At 68.4% G+C, this 25,684-nt stretch carries 20 protein-coding genes; 7 read left to right on the top strand and 13 right to left on the bottom strand.

All coding sequences use genetic code 11. The features are described from left to right. Both KDH83_RS16275 and KDH83_RS16270 read left to right on the top strand, forming a co-directional pair. Nucleotides 1-593, top strand: a 593-nt coding sequence (locus KDH83_RS16275; protein ID WP_212317762.1) for an MFS transporter, incomplete at its 5' end; no start/stop codon positions are given. A 110-nt stretch (nucleotides 594-703) separates the two neighbouring features. Continuing rightward, nucleotides 704-2,713 (top strand): PEP/pyruvate-binding domain-containing protein, encoded by a 2,010-nt coding sequence (locus KDH83_RS16270; protein WP_212317760.1) that lies wholly within the window; start codon nucleotides 704-706, stop codon nucleotides 2,711-2,713. Nucleotides 2,714-2,785: 72 nt separating this feature from the next. Here the strand turns inward: KDH83_RS16270 and lpdA are convergent, their stop codons facing one another. From lpdA to cadR, 6 genes are all read right to left on the bottom strand, one after another. Next, nucleotides 2,786-4,189 (bottom strand): dihydrolipoyl dehydrogenase, encoded by a 1,404-nt coding sequence (gene lpdA, locus KDH83_RS16265; protein WP_212317758.1) that lies wholly within the window; start codon nucleotides 4,187-4,189, stop codon nucleotides 2,786-2,788. Nucleotides 4,190-4,191: 2 nt separating this feature from the next. Beyond that, entirely contained in the window at nucleotides 4,192-5,520 is a 1,329-nt protein-coding gene (locus KDH83_RS16260) for a dihydrolipoamide acetyltransferase family protein (protein ID WP_212317756.1), read from the bottom strand. A gap of 4 nt (nucleotides 5,521-5,524) precedes the next feature. Next, the gene (locus tag KDH83_RS16255; RefSeq protein ID WP_212317754.1) at nucleotides 5,525-6,568 is read right to left on the bottom strand and encodes an alpha-ketoacid dehydrogenase subunit beta; all 1,044 of its coding nucleotides are present in this window, start codon (nucleotides 6,566-6,568) and stop codon (nucleotides 5,525-5,527) included. Nucleotides 6,569-6,570: 2 nt separating this feature from the next. After that, the gene (locus KDH83_RS16250) at nucleotides 6,571-7,803 is read right to left on the bottom strand and encodes a 3-methyl-2-oxobutanoate dehydrogenase (2-methylpropanoyl-transferring) subunit alpha (RefSeq protein WP_212317752.1); all 1,233 of its coding nucleotides are present in this window, start codon (nucleotides 7,801-7,803) and stop codon (nucleotides 6,571-6,573) included. Between the two features lie 361 nt (nucleotides 7,804-8,164). Continuing rightward, nucleotides 8,165-8,758 carry a nitroreductase gene (locus KDH83_RS16245; protein ID WP_212317750.1) on the bottom strand — a complete coding sequence of 198 codons (594 nt, stop codon included), beginning with the start codon at nucleotides 8,756-8,758 and terminating at the stop codon, nucleotides 8,165-8,167. Nucleotides 8,759-8,953: 195 nt separating this feature from the next. Continuing rightward, complete coding sequence (gene cadR, locus KDH83_RS16240; RefSeq protein ID WP_212317748.1) at nucleotides 8,954-9,391, bottom strand: Cd(II)/Pb(II)-responsive transcriptional regulator; 438 nt, start codon at nucleotides 9,389-9,391, stop codon at nucleotides 8,954-8,956. 102 nt (nucleotides 9,392-9,493) lie between these two features. On the opposite strand from cadR, the gene KDH83_RS16235 reads away from it, so the two are divergent. Next, nucleotides 9,494-11,863 (top strand): heavy metal translocating P-type ATPase, encoded by a 2,370-nt coding sequence (locus KDH83_RS16235; protein WP_212317745.1) that lies wholly within the window; start codon nucleotides 9,494-9,496, stop codon nucleotides 11,861-11,863. Nucleotides 11,864-11,963: 100 nt separating this feature from the next. Here the strand turns inward: KDH83_RS16235 and KDH83_RS16230 are convergent, their stop codons facing one another. Next, nucleotides 11,964-12,551 (bottom strand): TetR/AcrR family transcriptional regulator, encoded by a 588-nt coding sequence (locus KDH83_RS16230; protein ID WP_212317743.1) that lies wholly within the window; start codon nucleotides 12,549-12,551, stop codon nucleotides 11,964-11,966. A gap of 73 nt (nucleotides 12,552-12,624) precedes the next feature. Between KDH83_RS16230 and KDH83_RS16225 the strand changes: the two genes are divergently transcribed. Continuing rightward, nucleotides 12,625-14,004, top strand: coding sequence for an MFS transporter (locus tag KDH83_RS16225; RefSeq protein WP_212317741.1), 1,380 nt, complete (start codon nucleotides 12,625-12,627; stop codon nucleotides 14,002-14,004). 63 nt (nucleotides 14,005-14,067) lie between these two features. On the opposite strand, the gene rtcA is transcribed toward KDH83_RS16225, so the two are convergent. The 4 genes from rtcA to KDH83_RS16205 all read right to left on the bottom strand — a co-directional run bounded on the left by rtcA (nucleotide 14,068) and on the right by KDH83_RS16205 (nucleotide 19,277). Then, entirely contained in the window at nucleotides 14,068-15,105 is a 1,038-nt protein-coding gene (rtcA, locus tag KDH83_RS16220; protein WP_212317739.1) for an RNA 3'-terminal phosphate cyclase, read from the bottom strand. Nucleotides 15,106-15,129: 24 nt separating this feature from the next. Next, entirely contained in the window at nucleotides 15,130-15,948 is an 819-nt protein-coding gene (locus KDH83_RS16215; RefSeq protein ID WP_212317737.1) for a nucleotidyltransferase domain-containing protein, read from the bottom strand. Nucleotides 15,949-15,987: 39 nt separating this feature from the next. Then, nucleotides 15,988-17,211 (bottom strand): RtcB family protein, encoded by a 1,224-nt coding sequence (locus KDH83_RS16210; protein ID WP_212317735.1) that lies wholly within the window; start codon nucleotides 17,209-17,211, stop codon nucleotides 15,988-15,990. Between the two features lie 503 nt (nucleotides 17,212-17,714). Beyond that, nucleotides 17,715-19,277 (bottom strand): RNA-binding protein, encoded by a 1,563-nt coding sequence (locus KDH83_RS16205; protein ID WP_212317732.1) that lies wholly within the window; start codon nucleotides 19,275-19,277, stop codon nucleotides 17,715-17,717. Nucleotides 19,278-19,494: 217 nt separating this feature from the next. Between KDH83_RS16205 and rtcR the strand changes: the two genes are divergently transcribed. After that, nucleotides 19,495-21,120, top strand: coding sequence for an RNA repair transcriptional activator RtcR (rtcR, locus tag KDH83_RS16200; RefSeq protein WP_212317730.1), 1,626 nt, complete (start codon nucleotides 19,495-19,497; stop codon nucleotides 21,118-21,120). A gap of 78 nt (nucleotides 21,121-21,198) precedes the next feature. Here the strand turns inward: rtcR and speG are convergent, their stop codons facing one another. Together speG and KDH83_RS16190 are read right to left on the bottom strand one after the other, a co-directional pair. Then, on the bottom strand, nucleotides 21,199-21,783 hold the full coding sequence (speG, locus tag KDH83_RS16195) for a spermidine N1-acetyltransferase (RefSeq protein ID WP_103273914.1): 585 nt from the start codon (nucleotides 21,781-21,783) through the stop codon (nucleotides 21,199-21,201). Nucleotides 21,784-21,919: 136 nt separating this feature from the next. Then, on the bottom strand, nucleotides 21,920-22,870 hold the full coding sequence (locus KDH83_RS16190; protein ID WP_212317728.1) for a LysR family transcriptional regulator: 951 nt from the start codon (nucleotides 22,868-22,870) through the stop codon (nucleotides 21,920-21,922). Nucleotides 22,871-23,038: 168 nt separating this feature from the next. Here KDH83_RS16190 and KDH83_RS16185 point away from each other — a divergent pair, with 168 nt between their 5' ends. Beyond that, entirely contained in the window at nucleotides 23,039-24,346 is a 1,308-nt protein-coding gene (locus KDH83_RS16185; RefSeq protein WP_103273912.1) for an MFS transporter, read from the top strand. 22 nt (nucleotides 24,347-24,368) lie between these two features. Beyond that, nucleotides 24,369-25,684 (top strand): M81 family metallopeptidase (locus tag KDH83_RS16180; RefSeq protein WP_212317726.1); only part of this gene is annotated, 1,316 nt, incomplete at its 3' end.

Below are 25,684 nucleotides of genomic sequence, written 5' to 3'. Positions count from 1 at the left end.
GGACGCCCCTGCGCGACCAGGCCCGCATCCTGAAAGATCCCGTGCTGCTGGCCCATATCGGCCTGTCGGTGGCGGTGTTCACCGCCATGTTCACCGCCTACACCTACCTGGCCGACATCCTGGAGCGGCTGGCCGGCGTGGCGCCGGCGCAGGTGGGCTGGTGGCTGATGGGCTTCGGCGCGGTCGGCCTGATCGGCAACGCGTTGGGCGGCAAGGCAGTGGACCGGCATCCTCTGCGCGCCACGCTGGCCTTCACGCTGCTGCTGGGCCTGGGCACGCTGGCCAGCATGCCGCTGGCCGCGACCCTGGGCGGCCTGCTGCCGGCGCTGGCGGCCTGGAGCATCGCCAACACCGCGCTCTATCCCATCTGCCAGGTGCGCGTGATGCAGGCCGCGCCGCAGGCCCAGGCGCTGGCCGGCACGCTCAACGTGTCCGCTGCGAACGCCGGCATCGCGCTGGGCGCGGCGCTGGGCGGGCTGGCGATTCCGCGCTGGGGCCTGGACAGCGTGGGCTACGCGGCGGCGGCCGTGGCGCTGCTGGCGGCGCTGATGATCGCGCCCATCGCGCGGTTGCGGCCGGCGCGTCCTGCCTGAATGGGCCGCCGCGACCAGCCCGCCGCCGTCCGGGCCTGCCCGGCGGCGTCCGCGCGCGGCGTCGCCGAGTCCTTTATGATCCCGCCATTCCCGCATTCTCAATGGCATCCATGGATTCCTTCCGCGCCTTGTCCCGCCGCATCGGCCCGAGCCTGCGTCTTGCCCCCCTGGTCGCGCTGTGCGCGCTGTCGCTGGCCGCCGGCCACGACGCGTCCGCACAGACGGCGCGCAAGCCCTCGCCCTACGAAATGCGCCTGGAAGGACCGCCCATCGAGTCCGGCCCGGACGACCCCAAGGCGCCGGCTTACCTGGACCGCGTCGGCAGCCGCGAGGACTTCATGCGCCTGGCGCGCGTCTACAACCCCGGCACGCCGCTGGAGATGCCGCACCTGATCTTCGTGATCGACCGGCGCCAGGCCAACCGCATCTACTACATCAACACGCCGCGCTACGTGCTGCACGAGCAGTTCGCCCGCCGCGAGGGCCTGGCGCCCAAGCTGGACAAGGCCACGCTGATCTCGCAGTACAAGGATCCCAAGCGCCGCTTCCTGTTCGGCACGCTGAGCTGGCAGCGCGACCTGCCCGGCTATACCTATGAATTCTGGGAGGGCGACCGGCTCACGCCCGAGTTGCTCAAGCAGACCGATGACGTGGTGCGCGCCTCGTTCTATGAAGCGCCGCGCTTCAAGGCCAACTCCACGCTGCACGAACAGACCGCCGAACGCGCTGGGCTGGCCTTCGTGACCCAGGAAGCCCTGCTGCGCGAACAGCCCTTCCTGCCGCTGAACACCGGCCGCTCCCAGGGCCGGCTGCGCATCATCAAGTCGGTGGAGCAGACTGGCGACCTGTCGCCCCAGGACATCCTGGTGCTGGACGAGGTGCCGGTCTGGCTGCCGCCGGTGGCCGGGCTGGTGACGCAGCGCCCGTCCACGCTGCTGTCGCACGTCAACCTGCTGGCCAAGGGCTGGGGCATCCCCAACGCCTATGTGCGCGACGCGCAGGCGGCGCTGCGCCAGTACGACGGCCAGTGGGTGGAGCTGGACGTGAGCGCGCAGGACTACCGGGTGCAGCCGGTGGCCCGCCCCGATATCATTCCCCACGTCACGCCGCCCAAGCAGGCCGCGCGCAAGCTGCCCAAGCCGGACCTGTTGGTGACCGCGCTGAAACCGCTGTCCGCCCTGAAAGCCCGCGACAGCCGCTACTGCGGCGTCAAGGCCGCCAACCTGGGCGCGCTCAAGTCGGCTCTGCCGCCCGCCGCGCGCGTGCCGGACGGTTTCTGCGTGCCCTTCTCGCAATACGAGGCCTTCATGCGTCGCCTGCAGGTAGCGCAGAAGATCGCGGCGCTGGAACAGCGCCACGATTTCCAGACCGACGCCAACGCGCGGCGCGAAGCCTTGGCGGCGCTGCGCGCCGAGATCGCCGGCGCCGAACCGGACGCGGCGCTGGCGCAATCCTGGCTGGCGCAGTGGAACAGCCAGCTCAAGGGCCAGGGCGTGTTCGTGCGCAGCTCGTCGAATTCGGAAGACCTGCCCGGCTTCAGCGGCGCGGGCCTGTACACCACGGTGCCCAACGTGACCCAGGCCGAGGCGCTGGCGCGCGCGGTGCAGACCGTGTGGGCCTCGGTCTACAACTTCGAGGCCTATGAGGCGCGCCGCGCGGCCGGTCTGGGCCAGGACGCCGTGGCGATGGCGGTGCTGGTGCAGCTGGCGGCGCCGTCGGACAGCTCGGGCGTGATGATCACGCGCGATCCCTTCGACGCCGGCCGGCGCCACGTGACCTACATCTCGGCCAAGCGCGGCCTGGGCATCAAGGTGGTGGAAGGCAAGCGCCAGGCCGAGCAGGTGATGTATTCGAGCTGGTCCAAGGCGGTGCAGGTGCTGAGCCGCTCGGCCGAAGATACGCAGCTGGTGCCCGACGCCGCCGGCGGCGTGCGCGAGGTGCCGCTGCAAGGCTCGCGCCAGGTGCTGACGGACGCGCTGATCGCGCGGCTCGCGACCGTGGGCCGCCAGGTCAAGCAGGCGCTGGGCGGCGCGGACCAGGACATCGAATGGGCGGTGGTCGGCGACGAACTCATCATCCTGCAGTCGCGCCCCTACGTGGACGGCTCGGCGCGCAAATGAATATGGCCCGGGACGGCATGTCGCCGTCCCGGGCCATGCAGGCCATGCGGGCCATACAGGCCGCGCGATGCGCTAGATGTGCAGCGCGTGGCCCAGCGCCTTGAGCGCCGCTTCCTGCACCGCCTCGCCCAGCGTGGGATGGGCATGGATGGTGCCGGCCACGTCTTCCAGCGTGGCGCCCATCTCCAGCGACTGCGAGAACGCCGCCGCCAGTTCCGACACGCCGCGCCCGACCGCCTGCCAGCCCAGCACCAGGTGGTTGTCGCGCCGCGCGACCACGCGCACGAAGCCGTCGGTGGACTCCAGCGTCATGGCGCGGCCGTTGGCGGCGAAGGGGAAGGACGCCACCAGGCAATCCAGCCCCGCCGTCTCGGCCTCGGCCGGCGACAGGCCCGCCGTCACCACTTCCGGATCGGTGAAGCACACCGCCGGGATCGCGGCCGGCTGGAAGTGGCGGCGCTTGCCCGCCACCAGTTCGGCCACCATCTCGCCCTGAGCCATGGCGCGATGCGCCAGCATGGGTTCGCCAGCCAGGTCGCCGATGGCCCAGACGTCGCGCATCGAGGTGCGGCACTGGTCGTCGATCAGCAGCGCGTTGCCCTTGCGGTCCAGCTGCAGGCTTTCCAGCCCCCAGCCTTGCGTGCGCGGACGGCGTCCCACCGCGATCAGCACGCGGTCGGCGGCCAGCTGCGTCTCGGCGCCGGCGGCGTCCTGCAGGCGCACGGCGTTACCCTCGGCGTTCAGGCCCAGCACCTTGCGGCCCAGGTGCAGTTCGATGCCCATGCGCGCCAGCGCCGCCGCCACCGGCTTGGTCAGCTCGGCGTCGTAGGTGGGCAGGATGCGGTCCTGCGCTTCCACCACGGCCACTTCCGCGCCCAGCTTGCGGTACACGGTGCCCAGCTCCAGGCCGATATAGCCGCCGCCGACCACCACCAGCTTCTTCGGGATGCTGTCGGGCGACAGCGCCTCGGTGGACGAGACCACGATGCCGCCGAACGGCACCGAGGGCAGCGGCGTGGGCTCGGAGCCGGCCGCCAGCAGCAGGTTCTCGCACTGGATGCGCAGGCGTGCGCCGTCGGCGGTTTCGACCTCGACGGTCTTGCCATCCAGCAGCGTGGCCCAGCCGCGCACCACTTCGACGCCGTTCTTCTTCAGCAACGCGCCCACGCCGCTGGTGAGCTTGGAGACGATGCCGTCCTTCCAGGTGACGGTGCGCGCGATATCGATGGACGGCGCCTGCACCGAGATGCCCAGCGCCGACTCGCCGGCGTAGTGGCGCGCCTTGTCGAATTCCTCGGCCGCGTGGATCAGCGCCTTGGACGGAATGCAGCCGATGTTCAGGCAGGTGCCGCCCAGCCGGTCGCCTTCGACCAGGATGGTGGGCACGCCCAGCTGGCCGGCGCGGATGGCGGCCACGTAACCGCCCGGGCCGCCGCCGATCACCAGCAGGCCCGTTGTTTTTGTAGTCTGGCTCATGCTTACTCCACGAAAAGCAGCGCGGGTTGTTCAAGCAGCGCGCGCACCGCCTGGATGAAGCGCGCCGCGTCCATGCCGTCGACCACGCGGTGATCGAACGAGGACGACAGGTTCATCAGCTTGCGCGCCACCACGGCACCGTTGCGGATGGCCGGCCGCTCGACGATGCGGTTCACGCCCACGATGCCCACCTCGGGATGGTTGATCACCGGCGTGGTGACGATGCCGCCCAGCGGTCCCAGGCTGGTGATGGTGATGGTCGAGCCCGACAGCTCGTCGCGGCTGGCAGAGCCGGTGCGCACCGCCTCGGCCAGGCGGATGATCTCGGCCGCCATGGACCAAAGGTCGCGCGCCTCGGCGTGGCGCATCACCGGCACCATCAGCCCGCCGTCGCTTTGCGTGGCGATGCCGATGTGGACCGCGCCGTAGCGCGTGACCACGCCGGCCTCGTCGTCGTAGCGCGCATTGATCTGCGGGAAGTCGCGCAGCGCCACCACCATGGCGCGGGCCAGCAGCGGCAGCAGCGTGAGCTTGCCGCGCGTGGCGCCCCACTTCTGGTTGAGGCTGGCGCGCAGCTCTTCCAGTTCGGTCACGTCGATTTCCTCGACGTAGCTGAAGTGCGGAATGCGGCGCTTGGACTCGGCCATCTTCTGCGCGATCTTCCTGCGCAGCCCGATCACCGGCACGTTTTCCTCGTCGTTGCGCTCGGCATAGGCCACGCCGCCACGGGCCTGGCCCGCCGCGCCCTGTCCTTGCAGATAGGCGTCCAGATCCTCGTGCAGGATGCGGCCGGCCGGGCCGCTGCCGTGCACGTAGCGCAGCTCGATGCCCAGGTCCCAGGCGCGCTTGCGCACGGCCGGCGAGGCCAGCGGCTTCTCGCCGGGCTGGCGCGCGACGGCGGCGGGCGCCTGGCGCGCGTGCTTGGACGGCGCCGGCGCGGCGGCCTTGGCGGGCGCCACGGCTGCGGCGGGCGCCACGGCTGCGGCGGGCTTGGGCGCCTCGACGGGCGCTTGCGGCGCGGCGGCAGGCGCGGCTGCGGCCGGCGCCTTGGCCGGCGGCGCGTCCGCGCCCGGCTTGAGGTTGCCCTCGCCTTCGACTTCCAGGCGGATCAGTTCGCCGCCCACGGCCATGACCTGGCCCACTTCGCCGCCCAGCGCGACCACGCGGCCGACCACCGGCGCGGGAATCTCGACCGTGGCCTTGTCCGTCATGACGTCGGCCAGCGGCTGATCCTCGGCGACCATGTCGCCGACCTTCACATGCCAGGCGACCAGTTCGACTTCCGCGATGCCTTCGCCGATGTCGGGCATCTTGATGACATGAATACCCATTCTCTCAACCCTCCATCGCGCGCTTGAACGCTTCGCCAACCCGGCGCGGGCCGGGGAAGTACGCCCATTCCTGCGCGTGCGGATACGGCGTATCCCAGCCGGTCACGCGCTCCACGGGCGCCTCCAGGTGATGGAAGCAGTGTTCTTGAACCAGCGAGATCAGCTCGGCGCCGAAGCCGCAGGTGCGCGTGGCTTCATGCACCACCACGCAGCGGCCGGTCTTCTTGACCGAGTTGACGATGGTGTCCAGGTCCAGCGGCCACAGGCTGCGCAGGTCGATGACCTCGGCGTCGATGCCGGTTTCCTCGGCCGCGGTCAGCGACACGTGCACCGTGGTGCCGTAGGTCAGCACGGTCAGCGCGTTGCCTGGCCGCACGATGGCGGCCGAATCCAGCGGCACAGTGTAGTAGCCGGTGGGCACCACGCTGCCCGGACGCCCGGTCCAGGGCGTGACGGGCCGGTCGTGATGGCCGTCGAAGGGGCCGTTGTACAGGCGCTTGGGTTCCAGGAAGATCACCGGATCATCGTTCTCGATGGCGGCGATCAGCAGGCCCTTGGCGTCATAGGGGTTGGACGGCATGACCGTGCGCAGGCCGCAGACCTGCGTGAACATGGCCTCGGGGCTCTGGCTGTGGGTCTGGCCGCCGTAGATGCCGCCGCCGCAGGGCATGCGGATCGTCATCGGCGCGATGAACTCGTTGACCGAGCGGTAGCGCAGGCGCGCCGCCTCGGACACGATCTGGTCGGAAGCCGGATAGAAGTAGTCGGCGAACTGGATCTCGCACACCGGCCGCAGGCCGTAGGCGCCCATGCCCACCGCCACGCCGACGATGCCGCCCTCGGAGATCGGCGTGTCGAACACGCGCGAGCTGCCGTACTTGGTCTGCAGGCCTTCGGTGCAGCGGAACACGCCGCCGAAGTAGCCCACGTCCTGGCCGAACACCACCACGTTGTTGTCGCGCTCCAGCATCACATCCATGGCCGAGCGCAAAGCCTGGATCATGGTCATCGACGCGGACGCCGGACCGATATTGTTGTCGCTTGCCATGATCAGACTCCGAGCTGCTGGCGCTGCCGGCGCAGGTGCTCCGGCATGTCCTTGTACACGTCTTCGAAAATGCTGGCGGCGCTGGGGACGTGGCCGTCCACCAGGGTGCCGTAGCTTTCCGCTTCCTTTTGCGCGGCCAGGATCTCGGCGTCGAGTTCGGCGCGCACGGCTTCGTGCTCGGCTTCGGACCAGATGCCGCGCAGGATCAGGTGCTTCTTGAAGCGCTCGATCGGATCGCCCAGCGGGAAGTGGTTCCAGTCGTCGCCCGGACGGTACTTGGAGGGATCATCGGAGGTGGAGTGCGGGCCGGCGCGGTAGGTCACCCATTCGATCAGGGTCGGGCCCAGGTTGCTGCGGGCGCGCTCGGCGGCCCAGCGCGAGGCCGCGTACACGGCCAGGAAATCGTTGCCGTCCACGCGCAGCGAGGCGATGCCGCAGCCCACGCCACGGCCGGCGAAGGTGGCGCCCTCGCCCCCGGCGATGGCCTGGAACGTGGAGATGGCCCACTGGTTGTTGACCACGTTCAGGATCACCGGCGCGCGGTACACGTGGGCAAAGGTCAGCGCGGTGTGGAAGTCGGCCTCGGCGGTGGCGCCGTCGCCGATCCAGCCGGAGGCGATGCGCGTGTCGCCCTTGATGGCCGAGGCCATGCCCCAGCCCACCGCCTGGATGAACTGCGTGGCCAGGTTGCCCGAGATGCTGAAAAAGCCATTCTCGCGGTCGGAGTACATGACCGGCAGCTGGCGGCCCTTGAGCGGGTCGCGCTCGTTGGACATGAGCTGGCACATCATGGTGACCAGCGAGACCTCGCGCGCCAGCAGGATGCTCTGCTGCCGGTAGGTCGGGAAACACATGTCGCCCTGTTCCAGCGCCAGCGCGTGGGCCGACCCGATGGCCTCCTCGCCCAGGCTCTGCATGTAGAAGGAAATCTTCTTCTTGCGCTGCGCGGTCAGCATGCGACCGTCGAAGATGCGCGTCTTCAGCATGGTCCGCATGCCGGCGCGCAGCAGCTCGTCGCTGATGTCCGGCGCCCACGGGCCAACGGCCTGGCCGTCCTCGTCGATCACGCGGATCAGGCTGTAGGCCAGATTGCCGGTGTCGATCGCGGCGACATCAATGGGGGGTTTGGGAACCTCGCCGGCAGGCGAGACGCGCAGATAGGAAAAGTCTGTCTTGCAACCCGGACGCCCTGTGGGCTCGGGGACGTGCAACTTCAACGGCCCGTACTGGCTCATAAATTGTCTCCACGCTTGATCGTGTCATGCGCATTCTTCTTCACAAGACATGGCCCGAGGGGGTAGTCGCGGGCCTTGCCATCGCTGGCCATCGCGCGCGATTGGAGCGCGTGGCCGCCGGCCAGAGTAACACGGGCCAGGGGCCTGCGACGAGCCTTGAGCATGGACGCGGCCTGGCGCCTTGTCACACCGACGCGAGCCTTGATGCGCCTTGCCCGCGCGCCGCCAGGCCGCGCCGGCATTGGCTGTGCGCCGAGCGCATGCCTGCCGTTGCGAATCCGGCGGACATGAAAAAACCCGGCCGGAGCCGGGTCTTGTCGTATCGCGCCGCGTGGCGTCCGCGCTGGCGCGCGGCGTCCGATCAGACGGGACCGTTCCACTCCGTGACGAATTCACGGAAGTCCGGACGCGTCGCCTGCGGCACCGCGCAAGCCGGCGTGCCCACGGCCAGGTAGCCCAGGAAACGGTAGTCCAGCGAGTCCAGGCCCAGCGCGTTCTGCACGTCCTCGACATAGGTGCCCATGCCGGTGCTCCAGAACGCGCCATAACCCAGCATGTGGACGGCGTTCAGCAGGTTCATGGCGGCGGCGCCGGTGGCCAGCAGCTGTTCCTGTTCGGGGATCTTGGTGTTGTCGTGCGCGATCTTCTGCGCCACGGCGATGAACAGCGGCACGGCGGCCATCCATTCGCGCACGGACTTTTCCTTTTCGGGCGTCATGCGCGGATCGCCGCTGCGCTTGACCGCGCCGATCGCCACGTCGGCCAGCTTGGCGATGGCCTCGCCGCGAACCAGCACGAAGCGCCACGGGCGCAGCGCGCCGTGATCGGGCGCCGACATGGCGGCCTGCAGGATCTGCTCCAGTTCGTCCTGCTTGGGCGCCGGGGCGCGCAGGAATTTGACGGAGCGGCGGGAAGTCAGGGCGTGCAAGGGGGTGGCGGTCTGGGTCGTCGTCATGGCGTCTGCGAAATCTGGAATCCCGTTGGCGTCGGCCTGGGATGGGGCGACGCCAAATGGGAAAGAATCATATTCTCATATGTTAAGCGATCCCCGCGCCCGCGCGCCCTATCCCCCGGCGAACATCAAGGGAATCCGCGCGGCGTCCATACGGAAACCCGGGAAGTCTGTCGGGCGCGCGCGGGGAATGGGCCGTCAGCCCAGGTGTGTGTGCCGCTCCTGCCGTTCCTCGACCTGCATCTCGCTCAGGCCATGCAGGATGCCGCAGTCCTCGGCATCGGGCCGCGCCGACAGGCAGCGCTGGCGCAGCTCCGTCAGCTGGGTCTTGAGCTGGGTCAGCTCGGCGATGCGCTCGTCCACGTGCGCGATGTGCTCGTCGAACAGTTCGTTGATCGGGCCGCAGCCGCCATTCTGATGGTTGTCCGCCAGGGACAGGATGGCGCGGATCTCTTCCTGCGTCATGTCCAGCGCCCGGCAATTGCGGATCAGGCGCAGGCGCTCCAGCTGCAGCGGCCCGTAGCTGCGGTAATTGTTCAGCCCGCGCTCGGGCGCCGGCAGCAGGCCTTCCTTCTCGTAGTACCTGATGGTCTCGACCGTGGTGCCGGTCGCCGTCGCCAGTTCACCAATACGCATTTCCGCCTCCCGGATCGCATCCGATTGATGTAAGGGGGTTGACCCTATAGTAACTCCAAGGTGTCGAATAGGGTCACTGAGCATATTTCGAGGCGTGACGCGATGTCTTTAGCACCGATCAAACAACAGCCACATCCCCGGTCCGGCCATGACCATGACCATAGCCATGATCACGCACATGGCGACCACGGCCATGACCATGCCCACGGCCACAGCCACAGCCACAGCCATGACCATGACCACGACCACGACCATCAACATGATCACGCCAAGGACAGCTGCTGCGCCCACGGCGCCGCCGTCCCGCTGATCGCCGCGACGGCTGGCGCTTCGACGCTGCAGGCCGGTCCCGGCCAGTTGCTGGCGCGCCTGCGCATCGGCCAGATGGACTGCCCGACGGAAGAAACCCTGATCCGCAAGAAGCTCGGCGGCCTGGACGGCGTGCACGCGCTGGACTTCAACCTGATGCAGCGCGTGCTGACCGTGGTTCACGCCGAAGGCGCGCTGGAGCGCATCACGGCCGCCATCAAGTCGCTGGGCATGACGCCCGAGCCGCTGGCCGAGAACGCGCCGCGCCCGCCCGCGCCCGCCGCCAAGCCCGTGAACTGGTGGGCCATCGGCGGCGCCGGCCTGATGGCCGCGCTGTCCGAGTTCTCGCATTTCGCCGGCTGGTCCGTCTACGTCACCGCCGCGCTGGCCGTGGCCGCCATCCTGGCCTGCGGCCTGGACACTTACCGCAAGGGCTGGATCGCCGTGCGCAACGGCAATCTCAACATCAACGCCCTGATGAGCATCGCCGTCACCGGCGCGGTGCTGATCGGCCAATGGCCCGAGGCGGCCATGGTGATGTTCCTGTTCAACGTGGCCGAGCTGATCGAGGCGCGTTCGCTGGATCGCGCCCGCAACGCCATCCGCGGCCTGCTGGACCTGGCCCCCGAGACCGCCACGCGCCGGCAGCCCGACGGCACGTGGCAGGAGGTACCAGCCGCGCAATTGCAGCCCGGCGACATCGTGCGCGTGCGGCCGGGCGAGCGCATCGCCGCCGACGGCGAGATCGTCAGCGGCCGCTCGGCCGTGGACCAGTCGCCCATCACCGGCGAAAGCCTGCCGGTGGAAAAGGCCGAGGGCGATCCCGTCTACGCCGCCACGGTCAACGCCTCGGGTTCGTTCGAATACCGCGTCACCGCCGCCGCCGGCAACACCACGCTGGCCCGCATCATCCACGCCGTGGAACAGGCCCAGGGCGCGCGCGCGCCGACGCAGCGCTTCATCGACCGCTTCTCGCGCATCTATACGCCGGTGGTGGTGGGCGTGGCGGTGCTGGTGGCCGTGGTGCCGCCGCTGCTGTGGAGCCAGCCCTGGTTCGACGCCATCTACCGCGCGCTGGCGCTGCTGATCATCGCCTGCCCCTGCGCGCTGGTGATCTCCACGCCGGTCAGCATCGTCAGCGGCCTGACCGCCGCGTCGCGGCGCGGCATCCTGGTCAAGGGCGGCGTCTACCTCGAAGAAGGCCGCAACCTGCAATGGCTGGCGCTGGACAAGACCGGCACCCTGACCCACGGCAAACCGGTGCAAACTGACCTGCAAGCCTGGGAACCGTCCGACCTGAGCCGCCAGCCCGCGGCGCTGGTCGCCGCCAGCCTGGCGGCGCGCTCCGACCACCCCGTGTCGCTGGCCGTGGCCAACGCGGCGCGCGAGGCCGGCCATCAGCTGCTGGACGTGGCCGACTTCAGCGCCCTGCCCGGCCGTGGCGTGGCCGGCGTAATCGACGGCGTGACCTTCCAGCTCGGCAACCGCCGCCTGATGCGCGAAACCGGCGTGGCCAGCGACGCGCTGGAAGCGCGCATGGACGAACTGGAGCGCCAGGGCAAGAGCGTGATCGGCCTGACCGACGGCAGCCGCGTGCTGGCGCTGGCCGCCGTGGCCGACACCGTCAAGCCCACCAGCGCCGCCGCCATCGCCGAGCTGCACGCGCTGGGCGTGCGCACGCTGATGCTGACGGGCGACAACACGCCCACGGCCCGCGCCATCGCGGCCCAGGTCGGCATCGACGAGGCACGCGGCGACCAGTTGCCCGAGGACAAGCTGGCGGCCATCGAAAGCAAGCTGAGTCCGGCCGGCAAAGTCGGCATGGTGGGCGACGGCATCAACGACGCGCCCGCGCTGGCGCGCGCCGACATCGGATTCGCCATGGGTGCGGCCGGCACCGGCACCGCCATCGAGACCGCCGACGTGGCGCTGATGGACGACGACCTGCGCAAGATCGGCGTGTTCCTGCGCCTGTCGCGCGCCACGCACAGCGTGCTGGTGCAGAACATCGCGCTGGCGCTGGGCATCAAGGCCGTGTTCCTGGCGCTGGCCATGACCGGCAACGCCACGCTGTGGATGGCCGTGTTCGCCGACGTGGGCGCCAGCCTGCTGGTAGTGGCCAACGGGCTGCGCCTGCTGCGCGCCGCGCCGGCCGGGCGCTAGGCGTGTTCCCCATCCATTCGTGGAACGGCGGCTACATTGGCCGGATCATGCGGTCCTGCAGCCAGCCGATATTCCCAAGGCGTATCGGTGGCCAGTCCAGTCATCCCGCTGCCGGGCGGGCAGAGGCCGCGATACCCGTCAATAACGCGGCCAGCCCCTCCACCGCCTGCTCATAAGGAGCGGTCGAGTCGGCTGCCCGCGCCAGCACATACCCTCCTTGGCGCACCGCAAGCACAGTGGCGGCAAGGGATTGCGGGTCATATCCCGCTGGCAGGCGGCCGCCGAGCTGGGCTTCGCGCAACAACGTAGCCAGGCGTTCGGTAATCCAGGCAAAGGTATCTTCCAGCGGCTTGCGCAGGGATGAGTCGGCCACCACATCCGGATCGGCCGCCAGCCTACCGATACGGCACCCCTTGAGGACATCGCGCTCCAGCCTCAGATAGGCCAGCAGCCGGTCCAGCGGATCGCCCGGGCCATCCAGCAATTGGCGCACTTCCTCGATCAATTCAGCGGCGGAACGCTCCTCCGCCGCCTGCGCCAGCGCGGCCTTGCTGCGGAAATGGTGATACATGCTGCCCTGGCCCACGCCGGCGCGGTCCTGGATGGCCCGCGGGCTGGTCCCCACATATCCGCGCTCCCATAGCAGCGCCTGGGTCGTCTCGATCAACTTGTCGGTGGATGTGTTCATGGCGAAATTGTACCAACTAGTATGTTGGCGTGCTACATTCCAAACATACTAGTTGGTACAACCAGGAAATCCCATGCCCATTTCAGGTCATCTCCAAGCCGCCGCGACGGACAGCCATTCCACAAACCCTGCCTGGGGACTGGCCTCCATCTGCTTCGGCATGTTCATGGTCACGGTCGACGGCGTCGCGCTGAACCTGGCGCTGCCCACGATCCAGCACGAATTCCACGGCTCGGTATCGCAGCTTGAATGGGTGGTCACGGCATACACCCTGCCCTTGGCGAGCTTGCTGCTGACAGCCGGCGCACTGGGCGACCGCTGGGGTTCGCGCAGACTGTTCATCGGTTCGCTCCTGGCGTTTGCGCTGACTTCCTTGTTCTGCGCATTGAGCCCCTCTTTGTCCTGGCTGATCGCGGCGCGCGCGCTGCAAGGCGTGGCCGCGGCGGGGTTGCTGCCCATGGTGCTGTCGCTGGTCGCCAAGAGCTGGCCGGACAGGACGGCGCGCATACGCGCGGTCAACACCCTTGCCACCGTGGGAGGCATCGCCATGGTCGTGGGACCGTTCGGCGGCGGATGGATGACGCAATACCTGGGTTGGCCTTCGATCTTCCTGGTCAATGTCCCGATCGGCCTGGCGGGCGCCTGGCTGGCCCGCCGCCACTTGCATGAAACCCCGCTGCGTCGCGCGCCGATCGATGTTCCCGGCGCCGCCACGGGCACGCTCGCGCTGACGGCGCTGATCGCCGGGCTGATCGAAAGCAACACGCTGGGGCGCACGCATCCGCTGGTCATCGGCCTGGTCGCGGGCGCCATCGTCGGCCTGGCCGCATTCATCCGGGTTGAACGGCGCGCGCCGCACCCGATGCTGCCATTGGACATTTTCCGCAATCGTCCATTCGCCGCCGCCGTCGCAGGCGGGTTCGCCTTCCAGTTCAGTTGCTATGGCCTGTTGTTCATGCTGGCGCTATTCGTGCAGCAAGCCTGGCAGTTCACGCCATTGCAAGCCGGAACGCTGCTGCTTCCATTCGCGATCGCGCTGATCCTGACCACGATGATTCTCAATCCCTGGCTGCTCAAGCGCGGAGCGCGCTGGATGCTCTGGGTGGGCGGCTCATGGGCCTTGCTGGGCGGCCTGGTCACGCTGGGAATTTCGACGCCGTCAACCTGGCCGGCGTTCGTGGCCGGCACCGTGCTGATTGCCATGGGCACAGCCATCTATTCCCCCACGTTGAACGTGGTGGCGACAACCACCGTCGAGCCGACCTATGCGGGACTGGCCTCCGGCGTCTACAACACTTCTCGGCAGATCGGCATGGCCATGGGCATCGCCATCCTGGGATCATTGGTTGGCGGCGCGATTCCCATCCTGACGGGTTTGCGGATCGGGCTCCTGCTGATCATTGCCTGCATGATCGCGGTCATCATCCTGGCGCTGCGCCACGTCAAGGCCTAGCAGGATCGCGCAGCCATGCCGGCCGACCGGGACTGCCGGCCGGCCATCGAACGCAGGCATGTCTCAGGCAGGCTCGACCTTCACCCGCCAGCCGGCCCCCAGCGGCGCCGCGGTGAACCTCACTGGCAGGAACTGCCCGATGACGCCGAAGTTGCTGCGCGCATGCGCGGTCAGCTCGGTGCAGGCGTACTGCGCCGGCTGGCCGCGCCGCCATACGGCCAGTGCCAGCGGCAGCGCCCACTGGTCCGCCAGGTACGGTCCCAGCGCCGCGTCGCTGTCCAGGTAGGCGCGCACGTCCCGCGCCAGTTCCTGGGCCACCGCTTCGGCAGTCACGCCCTTGACGCCGAAGCGCGTGTACACCTCGCAGACCTGCTCATGTTCCAAGGTGGCCAGCAGCGCGTTGCCCGGTCCTTCGTGCTGGCGCGTGGCGGCCACGCGCAGCTGATCCCCGGTCCAGCCCAGCGCCTCGCCCAGATGTTCCAGCTCGCGCCGCGCGACGGCGCGCGGCAGGGCCGGCGCATGGCATTCGGCATAGCTGGCGGCGGGCGCGCCGCGCTCGATAAGGTCGAACGGCTCCAGCTGATCGGCGGCCGGCCAGATCCGCGCCTCGATCTCGCCGCCGCCGGCCGGGTAGAAACCCATCCTGAGCAGGTTCAGTTCGGCCTTGGCGCCCAATCGGGCCAGCAAGGGCGCGTAGCTGCGCGCCAGGAAATGGAACGGTGGCGCGGCGGGGTTGTGCGTGCCGCCGCCCAGCGACAGGCGGCTGGGCCCGTCGGCCATCATCAGCGCCGGCCACAGCGTCTGCAACAGCAGCCCGCAGCTGCCCGCCGTGCCCAGGTGGAAACGGTAGTCGCCCGCGCGCGGCTTGCCGGGCGCGAAGCTCAGCGACTGCGAGTTCATTTCCCCGCCTTGCACGCGCGCGCCGCTGATCTCGGCCGCGGCGGTGACGCAGCCCAGGTGCTGGCGCATCAGGCCGGGCTTGGCGCGCCCGGCGCGAATGCGGTTCATGGAAAAAGGCTGGCCCGTGCACATGGACAGCGCCAGCGAAGTACGCAGCAGTTGGCCGCCGCCCTCCCCGGCGGCCCCATCGATCTCGATCACTTTTGTATCCTTCAAATCATTATTTCAAGCGGGCGCGGCATCGAAATGCAGCACCGCCTCGCGCAGGTAGCGGTCCAGCCGAGCCAGGTCCGGACGGTCGCTGGCGGCCGGGACATGCGCCTGCGCCGACTCCAGCTCGCGCAGGATGAAGTCGTGCAGGCCCGGCCAGCGCGGGCTGGTGGCGGCCTCGCCCGCCCGCATCTTCACCGCCAGCAAGGCGTTGAGCTCTTCCAGCAGCGCCGGGTCGGTCACCATCTCGCTCGCCAGCTCGGCGAAGCGCATGGGCGGCGCGCCGCGCCCTTCCCGGATCCAGCGCGCCGCCAGCAGCGGCCGCAGCACGTACAGGTACTTCTTGTAGCGCACGACCTCGCCCAGCAGGTGCTCGCGCAGGTTCTTGCGGGCCATGGACACGTAATGGTGATAGCCGCGCACCAGCGAGAATTCCTCCTCGGCCAGCGCGCGCAGGCGCGGCGCCCAGGGTTCGACCGCCCGATAGACAATGGGCGAGCGCAGCCATTCCAGCAGCGTGGGATTGGAATCGCGCAGCAGGCCCAGCGTCTTGCGCAGGTCCCAGCCGTTGATGTCCAGATCGCCGCTGATCGGCTGCTCGATGACGTCGCGCCCGGGCAGCACGGTCAGATACCAGGGCAGCCGGTGCACGTAGACGAAACGCACGTCGTAGTCGCTGTCGGGCGAGGCGAAGCCCCAGCCCCGGCTGCCCGACTCGCAGGCATACAGCACCGTCACCTGGTGCTGGCGCTCGATATCCGCGAGTTTCTCGGCGATGAGCGTCCGCATGTCGTCCGACACCGGATGCGCGCTCAGGACGCTTTCCTGCTTCATGTTCCTCTCCTTGCGGAACGGGGCTCTCGCCCCGCTCCGTCAACCTTTCACGCACACCACCTGTTTCAGGGTGTGCACCACTTCCACCAGATCGCGCTGCGCCGCCATGACGGCGTCGATGTCCTTGTAGGCCATCGGGATCTCGTCGATGACGTTGGCGTCCTTGCGGCATTCCACGCCTTCCGTCGCGCGCACCTGGTCTTCCACCGAAAACAGCTTCTTGGCCTTGGTGCGGCTCATGACGCGGCCGGCGCCGTGGCTGCAGCTTTCGAAGCTTTCCGGGTTGCCCAGGCCGCGCACGATGTAGCTGCGCGCGCCCATGCTGCCCGGGATGATGCCCAGCTCGCCGCGCTTGGCGCTGACCGCGCCCTTGCGGGTCACGAACACGTCCTCGCCGAAGTGGCGCTCGCGCTGCACGTAGTTGTGGTGGCAGTTCACCGCCTCCACGTGCGACTCGAAGGGCTTGGCGATGACCTTGCGCACGGTCGCGATCAGGTTGGCCATCATCACCTCGCGGTTGCGCAGCGCGAACTTCTGCGCCCACGACACCGCGCGCACATAATGGCCGAAATACTGGGCGCCTTCCTCGAAATAGGCCAGGTTCTCGTCCGGCAGGTTGCTCTGGTGGCGCTGCGCGTCCTTCTTGGCCAGCTCGATGAAGTGCGTGCCGATGGCGTTGCCCACGCCGCGCGAGCCCGAGTGCAGCATGAACCACACGAAGCCCGCCTCATCGAGGCAGACCTCGATGAAGTGGTTGCCCGTGCCCAGCGTGCCCAGGTGCTTGCGGTTGTTGGTGTTGCGCAGGCGCGGATGCAGCTCGCACAGCGCGTCGAACTCGTCGGCCAGCGTGGCCCAGACCTGGTCCACGGACACGGGCGGGTTCTCCCAGCTGCCCGTGTCGCGGCGGCCGCGCGGCGCCGAGCCGTGCGGCACGGCCTGCTCGATGGCCGAGCGCAGCGGGCCCAGGTTGTCGGGCAGGTCTTCGGCGCGCAGCGTGGTCTTGGCCGCCATCATGCCGCAGCCGATGTCCACGCCCACCGCCGCCGGGATGATGGCCTTGAGGGTCGGGATCACCGAGCCGACGGTCGCGCCGATGCCCAGGTGCACGTCCGGCATGGCCGCGATGTGCTTGAACACGATGGGCAGGCGGGCGGCATTGGCCAGCTGGAGCTTGGCGTCGTCTTCGACGGGCACGCCCTTGGTCCACATTTTCACCGGCACGCCGCCGGCGACTTCTTCGATGTTGTAGTTCTGGTTCGTCATGTTGATCTTCTTTTTGCTACTGAACAATTTACCGGCTTTCCAGGGAAAGCCGTCTGGATGAGGATGATGCCTTGCATGCCGCGCCCGGCCCGAGGATTACCCGGACCGGCCCGGTTGGAAAAAATGCGCGACCAGAGTGGCAGGACGTAGCCAACGCCGGTTTCCCGGCTGGGGATTCGAACCCCGCGGCGCACCGATGTAGTCCTGCCGGCATTCGCGCGTAATCGATACTTCATGTTCCTTCACTTCCATTGCCTGTGGCGAGCAAGGGACGACTAGTTCATGAACGAGACGGACAATTGGAAGATGTAGTCCCGTTCGCATTCGTCCAACCCGCCCCGGAGGATCCTCCCCCGGAGCAAGACGGTGCGCGACCAGATTGGCAAGACGTAGCCTGCTCCGGTTTCCCGGCCTGGGGATTTGAACCCCGTGGCATCCGATGTAGTCCTGCCGGCATTCGCGCGTAATCGATACTGCTTGTTCCTTTGGATCCGCCGGGCGCCCTATTGCACGCCCAGCGTCACCGCTTCAATCTCGCCGACCCAGTGGCCGGCGCCCATGCGCCCCTCGGCGAAGTTGGCGATCATCTCGAACACGGCGTCGGAAAAACCGCCCACGTTCAGGATGTCCGCGCGTTCCGCCGCCTGCGTGGTCGCATGCGGCTGGATGTCGATACACACCAGTCGCGCGCCCGGGTTGCGCTGCTTGAGCGTCTCCCATTCACGCATGGTCGCGGTGGCGCCACTGCGCCGCGCATCCATCCAGGACTCGTTGTCCGAGACCAGGATCACCAGGTCCACCTGCGCCCCCTCGCGGGTCAGGCGAGCCAGCGGCGCGCTGCAGCTGGTGCCGCCGCCGCCGATGCCGGCCAGCTTCTGCGCGTTGGTCATGACCGAATCACGCGGATTCATGCGCACGTCGACCACGTCGAAGTCGAACGGCAGCACGCGGGCCCGGCGATTCTTGCGCAGCACGGCGGCGGCCACCAGGGCGGCCACGTCGATGCAGCGCACGGTCGAGGTCGCCGAACCGGCCCAGCCCGTGGCCGAGGAACGCATGGACCCCGACACGTCGGGACACACGACCACCCGCCCGTGCAGGCTGGGCACGTTGGCGATCGCCAGTTCCATCGCGTCCTGCAACGCGTCCTGCACCACCGCCGGCACCGTCTCGCCCGCCGCCTTGAAGGCCGACATCAGCTGGTAAGGCAGCACCCGCGCCCGGGCCACGGCCTGCGGATCGCGCAGCTTGGCGGCGATGGCCTTGGCCATGCCGGGCTGCTCGAACACGCCGTGGCGCGCGAAGGTGTTCAGGTTCTGGCGCACCATCTGCCAGGACCCGACCCGCGCGACCTGCGCCCACTGGGCCGGCGTCATGCCGAGCGAAGTCAGCATCTGGAACGGCACGTCCGGCGGCTCGCCCGTGGCATCGCGCTTGAAGCGTTCGAACGCCTGCGTCGCGGGCGGCAGCGCGGCCTCGTCATGGGGCTTGCCGATCAGCCAGGCGAACCAGGCCGCGCGCCAGGCCTCGGCGGGCTTGGGATGCACCATCTTGACCACGTCCGCCAGCGAAGGCGCATTGCCCACGGCCGCGTTCAGCAGCTGCTTTTCGGTGGCCTCCAGCAGCCAGCGCTGCACCAGCTTCTTGGGCCGCGTGCCCAGCGACTTGCGCCCCACGGCGCCGCTGCGCAGGATCTGCACGAAATTGCGCAGCATCTTGCCGTTGTCGACCACTCGCGGGAACACCTGCGCCAGCAGCTCCAGGTCGCGCACCGCCAGGATCGCGGCCAGCAAGGCCGGCATGTCCTTCATATGGCCGGACTCGCGGGCATAGACCGCTGTCCTGGCCACGAAGGCCGGATCCACCTCGGCCGCCAGCGCCATCACGCGATCGAGCTGGTCCTGCGCCTGGGCGTAGAACGTCTGGCGCAGGCAGCCGGTGGCGGCGAGCTGGGCCAGCTGGTGGCGCGGGCTGAACGCATAGGCCGGCGCCAGTTCGTTATTGGTATCCAGGGCCGCCGGCAGCATCGCGCCGCGCTGGGACTGGAAGAGTTGCGTGTTGACCATGGAGCATTCTCCTTCTTGCATACGATTTGTCGTCTATGCCTTTCCTTATGCAAAGGGCGTGCCAGCTTTCAGCCCAGCGCTTGAAGAATTTTCCAAACCATTGATTTTCAAACGATTAATTATTTTTCTCAGCGATCAACAGAATCCAGGCCAATTCTTCACTTCTGATTTATATAGAATATTGGCTAGCTATTTATCTAATAAGCTATCCCGACTCATGCAAAAGAAGAACGTCGTCATCGGCTTCCTGGGCACCCAGCTGGATGCCGGCCAGGGCGCGGGCCGCTGGTCGAAATGGCGGCCCACGGTATCGCTGGTCCAGCACGAGGACACATTGATCGACCGCCTGGAGCTGTTCTACCCGACGCGCTACAAGGCCCTGGCGCAGGTGGTGGAGCAGGACATCGCCAATCTGTCGCCCGACACCATCGTGAATCTGATCCCGATGGATTTCGCCGATCCCTGGGACTTCGGCGAGATGTACGCGGCGCTGTACGACTGGACGCGCGGCTACCGCTTCGATCCCGAGCGCGAGCAGTACTGGGCGCACATCACCACCGGCACCCACGTCGCGCAGATCTGCATGTTCCTGATGGTGGAGTCGCGCGCCATTCCCGGCGTACTGCTGCAAACGGCCCCGCCCAGGAAGCAGGCGGGCGAAAGCCCCGGCAAGTACACGCTGATCGACCTTGACCTGTCGCGCTACGATGTGCTGGCCCGGCGCTTCAACCAGGCGCGGGACGACGCGCTGGAATTCCTCAAGAGCGGCATTGCCACGCGCAACCCGGCCTTCAACCGGCTGATCGAGGAAATCGAGCGAGTGGCGGTGCGCTCGCAGGCGCCCATCCTGCTGACCGGCCCCACCGGCGCGGGCCAGTCGCATCTGGCGCGGCGCATGTACGAACTGAAGAAATCCCGCCATCAGGTGCAGGGCGAGTTCGTCGAGGTCAATTGCGCCACGCTGCGCGGCGACAGCGCCGCCTCGACGCTGTTCGGCCACAAGAAAGGCGCCTTCACCGGCGCGGCCGCCGACCGGGCCGGCCTGCTGCGCACCGCTCACCAGGGCGTGCTGTTCCTGGACGAGATCGGCGAGCTGGGCCTGGACGAACAGGCCATGCTGCTCAAGGCCGTGGAGGAAAAGCGCTTCCTGCCCATGGGCAGCGACCGCGAGACCAGCAGCGATTTCCAGCTGATCGCCGGCACCCACCGCGACCTGCGCGTGGACGTGGCGCAAGGGCGCTTTCGCGAAGACCTGTATGCGCGCATCAACCTGTGGTCCTATGCCCTGCCCGGCCTGGCGCAGCGGCCCGAGGACATCGAGCCCAACGTCGATCACCTGCTGATGCGATCCGCCGAGGAAACCGGCGCCGTGGTCCGCTTCAATGCCGAGGCGCGGACGCGCTACCTGAAATTCGCCAAGTCGGCCGAGGCCAAATGGACCGGCAACTTTCGCGACCTGTCGGCCAGCGTGACACGGCTGGCAACGCTGGCCGACGGCGGACGCATACCGGTGGAGCTGGTGGAAGCCGAGATCCAGCGCCTGCACTGGCTGTGGCAGCGCGGCGCGCCCGCCGGCAACGGCAGCGGCAACGGCGATGGCAAGACCCGCCTGGACGCCCTGCTGCCCGATGGCGCGGCCGACGCGCTGGACCTGTTCGACCGCATGCAGCTGGAAGCCGTCATCGGCGTGTGCCGGGCATCGGACTCGCTGTCCGAGGCGGGCCGCAAGCTCTATGACCGCTCGCGCACCCAGCGCACCGTGGTCAATGACGCCGACCGGCTGCGCAAGTACCTGTTGAAGTTCGGCCTGAACTGGGAAGGCGTTTCCGGCCGGGAAGGCTGAAGCCGGCCGGGTTCCACCAAATACAAGGCCCCGGGACAGCGCGCCGCCCCGGGGCCGGACCTGAGCGTACGTCCGGACTCAGCCGGCCTGCTCTTCCTGCGGCCAGTCGCGCAGCACCGGCGCGTCCGGCGCGCCCGGGCCGACCTCGCGCAGATGATCATGCTGCAACAACGCCATGCGATAGGCATCGCGATAGGCGCCGTTGGAGAAGAACTCTTCCTTCAGCAGACCCTCGATGCGAAAGCCGCAACGCTCATAGATATGGACGGCGGCGGCATTGTCCTTGTCCACCACCAGGTAGACCTTGTGCAGGTTCAGCACGCGGAAGGCATAGCCCACCGCGATTCGCGTGGCCGCCTTGGCATAGCCGCGCCCCTGATAGCTGGGCGCGATGATGATCTGGAATTCCGCGCGGCGGTGGATGTAGTCGATCTCGACCAGCTCGACCAGCCCCGCCGGCTCGCCGGTGTCGCGCTCGATGATGAAGCGCCGCTCGTTCTGGTCGTGCAGGTGGCGGTCGTACAGGGCAACCAGTTCGTCGTAGGCCTCGTAGGGTTCCTCGAACCAGTACCGCATGATGACGTCGTTGTTGTTGATCTTGTGCACGAAGTGCAGGTCGCCGCGCTCCAGCGGGCGGATCTTGATATCGGACATGACCGACATGATGACTACCTCCGGGTGTATCTGGATCTTATCCGAAGCAGGCAAGATCTGCCCCGAAACGGCCTGATACCGCCATTTCCGCATTTACATCAGCCATGGGTGACGTTTTCCAGCGCATTGTTCCCGGAAACCCGCGTCATTGGCCGGTCTTGGCCTTGCGGCCCTTGCCCGGAACCTCCTCGCAGAAGGCCGGCAGCCCCTGCTCGATGCGGCGCATCAGTTCGCTCGCCGCCGACGACAGCGGCCGGCCCAGCCGCAGCAGCGCCTGGCATTCCGGCGAACTCAGGATCGGATGCGCGATGGGCAGGGCCACCAGCTCGCCGCTGGCCACCTCGTGATGCACGCCCAGATTGGGCATCAGCGTCACGCCGGCGCCGCTCATCGCGTACTGCTTGAGCACGCGCAGCGAGTTCGTGGTCAGGCTGGGCGTCAGGTGGATGCGCTCGGTGAACTCCAGCAGGTCCACCGCCTGCCTCAACCCGTAGGGCGCGGACATCAGCGCGAAGGGATACGGCAGGATGTCGGCGATGGTCAGCGGCGCGCGATGGCGCGCCAGCGCGTGGTCCGGACGGGTCAGCAGGCAGACCGGGTGCTTGCGGCTGGCGCGGCAGCGCAGGCGCGGATCCACCGGCGGGTTATAGGCCAGGCCGATATGGGCGGCGTCCGAGGCCACGGCCTCGACCACCTCGTTGACCGAGCCGACGTTGACGCTGATGTTGATGCGCGGATGCTCGATGCAGAACGGGCCGATCACATGCTCCATCAGGCTGTCGATGAAGCCCTCGCTGATCATCAGCTGCACGCTGCCGCGCTGCATGCCGCGCAGTTCCTGCAGCCGCGCGCCCAGATGCTCCTGTTGCGCGCGGCAGGCGCGGTAGTACTCCAGCAGCATGTCCGCCGCCTCGGTCGGCGTCAGTCCGCGCGAGCGGCGCTCGAACAGCGCCACGCCCAGCTCCTTCTCCAGCAGCTGGATCTGGCGGCTGACCACCGAGGCCGCCGTGTCCAGCTTCTCGGCCGCGCCGCGCACCGAGCCGCAGGCGACCACCTCATGGAAGTAGCGCAAGCGGCTCTGGCTGATTTCCTGCATATCGGTTCCTTTTCTTGCCCATTCGTTGCCTATTAGGCAACGATAATTCATATTCCAGGTCATTGCTTCGAACACACTGCCCTTCCGATAATTGCGCCTCCACGGCCCCTTCCGGCGCCGCGGCTACCTTTATCGACCGCGGGCGCAGACCCGCGCAGGAGACATGCAATGCCCCATCCCGCCACGCCGGGCGCCGACCCGCGCCTGGGACCGCTGTACCGCAAGATCACGTGGCGCCTGCTGCCGTTCTTGTTGCTGTGCTACGTCTTTGCCTACCTGGACCGCATCAACATCGGCTTCGCCAAGCTGCAGATGCAGCAGGACATCGGCATCTCCGACGCCGTCTATGGACTGGGCGCCGGCATCTTCTTCCTGGGCTATGTGATGTTCGAGGTGCCCAGCAACCTGCTGCTGGCCCGCATCGGCGCGCGCCGCACCATCAGCCGCATCATGGTGCTGTGGGGCCTGACCTCGGCGTCCATGCTGTTCGTGCAGGGCGAATGGAGCTTCTACGTGCTGCGCTTCATGCTCGGCGTGTTCGAGGCCGGCTTCGCGCCCGGCATGATCTTCTACCTGACCTACTGGTATTCGCAGTCGCGCATGGCGGGCGTCATGGCGGTGGTGATGCTGGCCGGCCCCATCGGCGGCATCGTCGGCGGCCCGGTGTCGGCCTGGATCATGACGGCCTTCTCCGGCGCGCACGGCCTGGACGGCTGGCAATGGATGTTCCTGCTGGAAGGCCTGCCCTGTGTGCTGATCGGCATCGTCGCCTACCGCTACCTGGACGACAAGCCCGCCCAGGCCAAGTGGCTCAGCGCCGAAGAAAAGGCGCTGCTGGCCGCCGACCTGGACGCGCGCTCGGGCCAGCAGAAGCACGCCTTCCGCCAGGTGCTGCGCGACCCCGCCATCTACGGCATGGCGCTGACCTACTTCTGCCTGATCTGCGGCATCTATGCGGTCAGCTTCTGGCTGCCCACGCTGCTCAAGCTGGCCGGCGTGAAGGACACCATGGAAATCGGCCTGTACTCGGCCGTGCCCTACATCGCCGCGGCCGCCTTCATGCTGCTGTTCGCGCGCAGTTCCGACCGCATGCAGGAACGCCGCTGGCACACGCTGGTGCCCGCCCTGCTGGCCGGCGTCGCCCTGTGCGTGGCCACCGCCGCGCCAACCCAGTTCGCGCTGTCGCTGGCCGCCATCACGCTGGCCACCGGCTTCATGTGGGCTTCCTACACGGTGTTCTGGGCGATTCCCTCGCAATACCTGAAGGGCGAGGCCGCCGCCGGCGGCATCGCGCTGATCAACAGCATCGGCCTCCTGGGCGGCTTCCTCAGCCCGTCCATCATCGGCTGGGTCAAGGAATCGACCGGCTCGCTGGCCGGCGGCCTGTACGCGATCTCCGCCCTGCTGGTGGCCGGCGCCCTGCTGCTGCTGGTCAACCGCCCGTCCCAATCCGCGCACGCGACCGCGCGCGCCTGAACGCCACGACAGGAAACCCATCATGCACATCCTGGTTGCCGGATTCCAGCACGAAACCAATACCTTCGCGCCGTCCAAGGCCGGCTACGACAACTTCGTCCGCGGCGAGGGCTTTCCCGCCATGGTGCGCGGCGAGGCCATGCTGGCGCTGCGGCAGGTGAACATCCCCGCCGGCGGCTTCATCAACGCCGTCGTGGCGCAGGGCCACACGGTGCGCACCGTGATCTGGGCCGGCGCCAGCCCGTCCGCCCATGTCACCACCGACGCCTATGAGCGCATCGCCGGCGAGATCGTCGAGGCGGCGCGCGCAGGCGGCTACGACGCCGTCTACCTGGACCTGCACGGCGCCATGGTCGCCGAGCATCTGGACGACGGCGAAGGCGAGCTGCTGGCGCGCGTGCGCCAGGCCGTCGGCCCGGCCGTGCCCGTCATCGCCAGCCTGGACCTGCACGCCAACGTCACCGCGCAGATGCTGGGCGAGGCCGACGGCCTGGCCGCCTTCCGCACCTACCCGCACGTGGACATGGCCGACACCGGCGAGCACGCCGCCCGCCTGCTGCTGGCCCGCCTCGAAGCCGGCGCCAACTGGCACCGCGCCGAGCGCCGCCTGCCCTTCCTGATCCCGATCAACGGCATGTGCACCCTGCTGCAGCCGTCGCGCGGCGTCTACGAAGAACTGGCGCAGCTGGAACAGGCGCCGGGCGTGACGTCGATCTCCTTCGCGCCGGGCTTCCCGGCTGCCGACTTCGACGAATGCGGCCCGGTGGTCTGGGCCTACGGCACCGACGCGGCCGCCGCCGAACAGGCCGCCGAGACGCTATACCAGCGCGTGCTGGCGCTGGAACCGCAATGGTCGCCCGACTTCCTGGAACCCGCCGAGGCCGTGCGCCGCGCCCAGGCCCTGGCCGCCGGCGCCTCGCGCCCGGTGGTCATCGCCGACACGCAGGACAATCCCGGCGCGGGCGGCGACGCCAACACCACCGGCATGCTGCGCGCGCTGGTCGAGGCCGACGCGCAGAACGCCGCGCTGGGCCTGTTCTACGACCCCGAAGTGGTGGGACAGGCGGTGGCCGCCGGCGTCGGCGCCAAGCTGCGCCTGCGCCTGGGCGGGCAATCCGGCGTGGCCGGCGACGCCCCCTTCGAGGGCGAGTTCACGGTCGAGACGCTGTCGCCGGGCCGGCTGCGCTTTGACGGCCCCATGATGAACGGCATGGACGTGGACCTGGGCGCCGTGGCCACGCTGCGCATCGGCGGCGTGCGCGTGGTGGTCAGCGCCACCAAGACGCAGATGCTGGACCGCAACCTGTTCCGCGTCGGCGGCGTGCAGCCCGAAGAGAT

Origin of the sequence: Achromobacter sp. Marseille-Q0513 (assembly GCF_018195695.1) — a bacterium.
Classification (GTDB): Bacteria; Pseudomonadota; Gammaproteobacteria; order Burkholderiales; family Burkholderiaceae_B; genus Achromobacter.
The sequence above is the reverse complement of the archived record's forward strand: the minus strand, read 5'-3'. Positions and strand labels throughout refer to the sequence as shown.